This window comes from Sphingomonas bacterium, from assembly GCF_903643065.1.
GTDB lineage: Bacteria > Pseudomonadota > Alphaproteobacteria > Sphingomonadales > Sphingomonadaceae > Sphingomonas.
On sequence record NZ_CAHJWX010000251.1, the window covers coordinates 1 to 4,294 of the forward strand.

Annotated in this window: 2 protein-coding genes; both read right to left on the reverse strand. The window is 70.8% G+C overall.

Features of this window, described 5'->3' with window-relative positions; all coding sequences use genetic code 11:
* A partial coding sequence (locus tag HUU95_RS09620; protein WP_254602723.1) for a protein-disulfide reductase DsbD domain-containing protein occupies window positions 1-1,544 on the reverse strand: 1,544 nt, incomplete at its 3' end.
* Window positions 1,545-1,581: 37 nt separating this feature from the next.
* Window positions 1,582-4,257: a methionine synthase gene (gene metH / locus HUU95_RS09625; protein WP_174279914.1), complete on the reverse strand. Its 2,676-nt coding sequence runs from the start codon at window positions 4,255-4,257 to the stop codon at window positions 1,582-1,584.
* Between the last annotated feature and the right edge of the window lie 37 nt (window positions 4,258-4,294).

The window sequence follows — 4,294 nt, forward strand, 5'->3', positions numbered from 1 at the left end:
AAGCCCCCCGCCGCCCACAGCACGACCGCGAGCAGCAGCGCCAGCGCCAGCGCGAGGGTGAGCGCCGCGACGCCCGCCTCGCGGCCCAGCACATAGCCGAGCGCGATCGCGGTGAGGAACATCGGCACCGCCAGCACGTGGCGCACCCGGTCCATCCACGCGCCGGGCCTGGGCAGCCGCGCGCGCAGCGCGGGCACGAAGCCGACCAGGAGGAACGGCAGCGCCAGCCCGATGCCCAGCCCCGCGAACACCGCCAGCGCGGCGGGCCAGGGCAGCAACAGCGCCGCGAACAGCGCGGTGCCCATGAACGGCCCGGAGCACGGCGTCGCGATCAGCGCCGCCAGCGCGCCGGTCATGAATGCACCCCCTTTTCCGGCCAGCTCGCCCACCGGCGGCGTCGGCAGCTCGAACAGTCCGGCCAGGTTGAACGCGATCGCGGCGGTAAGCAGGAACAGCAACAGCACCGCCAGCGGGTTCTGGAGCTGAAACGCCCAGCCGACGCTGGTCCCGCCCGCGCGCAGCGCGAGGATGATCCCGCCCAGCGCCACGCACACCAGCACCACGCCCGCCGTGTACGCGAGCGCCTCGCTGCGCGCATGCGCCGCGCTGGTGCCCGATCGCGCGAGGCTGAGCGCCTTGAGGCTCAGGATCGGGAACACGCACGGCATGACGTTGAGGATCAGCCCACCCAGCACGGCGCCGGCAAAGGCGATCAGCGCCGCGCGGACCCAGCCCGCGCCACCCGGCACGTCGCCCGGCACCGCGTGCACCGCCAGCCCCTGCCCCGGCGCGATCCGCAACACGCCGTCGATGGGCCCGCGCGGCTTGCCCGTCGTCGCGATCAGCAACCGGTCGCCATCGCGCGTCACCGTCTGCGCCGCCGCATTGTCGATCGCCCCCGCCGTCGCCGGGAAGAAGAACGCGTCGGCCAGCGGCGCACCCGCTGGATAAGGCACCGCGAGCCGCACGCCGTCCTTGCCGGCCGCATAGGTCGCCCCCGCCCCCAGCGGCCGGGGCACCGCGCGGCGCCATCCATCGAACCGCGCATCGCGCGCTCCCGTCACGCCCACCGTCAGGTCGACGCGCAGGTCCTGCTCCTCGGGCACGCAGATCGCGTCCGTGCAGACCAGATAGCTCAGGTGCAGCCGCACGGGCAGCGCCTCGCCCGCCGGGAGCCCCCCCGGCACGCGCAGGTCGATCAGCGGCGCGAAGGGACGATCGTAGACGAAGTTCATCAGCCCGGCGACCTTGAGCGTCCCCGGGATCGGCCAGCGCCACGCGCCCGTCCGCGCGCGCGCCGGCAGCGTCCAGGCCGCCGTCGGCGGGAAACCCGCGTCGCCGGGGTTCTGCCCCCAATAGCCATGCCACCCGGGCGCCGGCCGGCTGTCGATCGCCAGCGTCACGATATCCCCCGCCGGCACGGTCCGCGTCTCCGCGACCAGCGTCATCGGCAAGTGGATCGCGCCCGGCGGCGCCACGCTGTCCGCGCGCGCGACGCCGACCGACAGCAGGAGGCAGAGCAGCGCGGCGAGGGTGCGGATCATGACCGCGCACATAGGCGCGCCGCCGGTCATCCCCAAGCTAATCGAGGTTCGGCCGCAGCCAGCGTTCCGCCTGTTGCAGCTCCACCCCGCGCCGTGCCGCATAGTCCGCCACCTGATCCGGCCCGATCCGCGCCACGCCGAAATACTCGGCCTGCGGGTGGCCCAGATAGAAGCCGCTCACCGCCGCCGTCGGCAGCATCGCGAAGCTCTCGGTCAGCTCCAGCCCCGTCCCTTCCGCGTCGAGCAGGTCGAACAGCACGCGCTTGAGGCTGTGCTCGGGGCACGCCGGATAGCCGGGCGCCGGCCGGATGCCGCGATACTCCTCCTTGATCAGCGCCTCGTTGGTCAGCTGCTCGCCCGCCGCATAGCCCCACAGCTCGCGCCGGACATGCGCGTGCAGCGCCTCGGCGAACGCCTCCGCCAGCCGGTCCGCCAGCGCCTTGAGCAGGATGTCGTTGTAATCGTCATGCGCGGCCTTGAAGCCGGCCAGGTGCGGCTCGATCCCATGGATGCCGACCGCGAAGCCGCCGATCCAGTCGCCGGCCGGATCGATGAAGTCCGCCAGGCACATGTTCGCCCGCCCCGCCCGCTTGGCGATCTGCTGGCGGAGGAAGGGGAGCACCACCTCGTCACCCCCGCGCAAGCGGGGGCCCATCTCCGGCGCGCCGTCTCGGAGCGAACAGTCGGGAGATGGGTCCCCGCTTTCGCGGAGATGACGAGTGAGCACCACGTCATCCCCCTCCCGCCGGCACGGCCACAGCCCGGCGACGCCGCGCGCCGTTAGCCAGCCCTCCCCCACGATCCGGTCCAGCATCGCCTGCGCGTCCGCGTACAGGCCGCTGGCGCTCTCGCCCACCACCGGATCGGTCAGGATCGCGGGGTAGTTGCCCGCCAGCTCCCAGGCGCGGAAGAACGGCGTCCAGTCGATCAGCTCGCGCAGGGCGGTCAACGACCAGTCGTCGAACCGGTGCACCCCCGGCCGCGCCGGCGCCGGCGGCTTCATCGCCAGGTCCGCCGCGAACCCGCGCGCCCGCGCCTCCGCGAGCGGCAGCAGCTCGTTCGGCCCCTTGCCCGTGCGCGCGTCGCGCACCTTCTGGTAATCCGCCGCGACGCCCGACACGTAGTCGGCGCGGATCGTGTCGCTGACCAGCGTCGTCGCCACGCCCACCGCGCGGCTGGCGTCCACCACATGCACCACCGGCCCGTCATAGGCGGGCGAGATGCGCAGCGCGGTGTGGACCTTCGAGGTCGTCGCGCCGCCGATCAGCAGCGGCATCGACATGCCGGCGCGCTTCATCTCCTCGGCCACCGTCACCATCTCGTCCAGGCTCGGGGTGATCAGCCCCGACAGCCCGATCATGTCGGCGTCGTTCTCGTTCGCCGCCGCCAGGATCTTCGACCACGGCACCATCACGCCCAGGTCGACCACGTCGAAGCCGTTGCACTGGAGCACGACGCCGACGATGTTCTTGCCGATGTCGTGCACGTCGCCCTTGACGGTCGCCATCACGATCTTGCCCTTGCCCTTGGCGCCGGGCTCCTTGGCCGCCTCGATGAAGGGGAGCAGGTGGGCGACCGCCTTTTTCATCACGCGCGCGGACTTGACGACCTGCGGCAGGAACATCTTGCCGCTGCCGAACAGGTCGCCGACGACGTTCATCCCATCCATCAGCGGCCCCTCGATCACCTCGATCGGCCGCGCGAACCCCTGCCGCGCCTCTTCGGTGTCCTCGACGACATGCGCGTCGATCCCCTTGACCAGCGCATATTCCAGCCGCTTGCGCACCTCCAGCCCGCGCCATTCCGCCGCCTGCTTCTCCGCCACCGCGTCCGTGCCGCGATAGCGTTCCGCCAGCGTCACTAGCCGCTCGCCCGCCTGCGGATCGCGGTTGAGGATCACGTCCTCGCACGCCGCGCGCAGCTCCGGATCGATCGCGTCGTACACGTCGAGCTGCCCGGCGTTGACGATCGCCATGTCCAGCCCCGCCGGGATCGCATGGAACAGGAACACCGAGTGCATCGCGCGGCGCACCGGCTCGTTGCCGCGGAACGAGAAGGACAGGTTCGACAGCCCGCCCGAATAATGCGCATGCGGGCAGCGCACGCGCAGCTCCTTCAGCGCCTCGATGAAGTCGACCGCGTAATTGTCATGCTCCTCGATCCCCGTCGCCACCGCGAAGATGTTGGGATCGAAGATGATGTCCTCCGGCGGAAAGCCGATCGCCATCAGCTCGTCATAGGCGCGGCCGCAGATCTCCACCTTGCGCGCCCGCGTATCGGCCTGACCCGTCTCGTCGAACGCCATGACGACGGTGGCGGCGCCGTAAGCCATGCACTTGCGCGCCGACACCAGGAAAGGTGCAACGCCCTCCTTCATGCTGATCGAGTTGACGATCGGCTTGCCGGACACGCATTTCAGCCCCGCCTCGATTACGCTCCATTTGGAACTGTCGATCATCACCGGCACGCGCGCGATGTCGGGCTCGGTGGCGATCAGCTTTAAGAACGTCGTCATGGCATGCTCAGCATCGAGCAGCCCTTCGTCCATGTTGACGTCGATCACCTGCGCGCCGTTCTCCACCTGCGCTCGCGCGACCTCGACGGCGCGCGGATAGTCGCCCGCCATGATCAGCTTCTTGAACGCGGCCGAGCCGGTGACGTTGGTCCGCTCGCCGATATTGACGAAACTGGTGGAGGTGGTCGTGTTAGGCACTTGGTTTCCTGCATACCTCCCCGGAACGGGGAGGGGG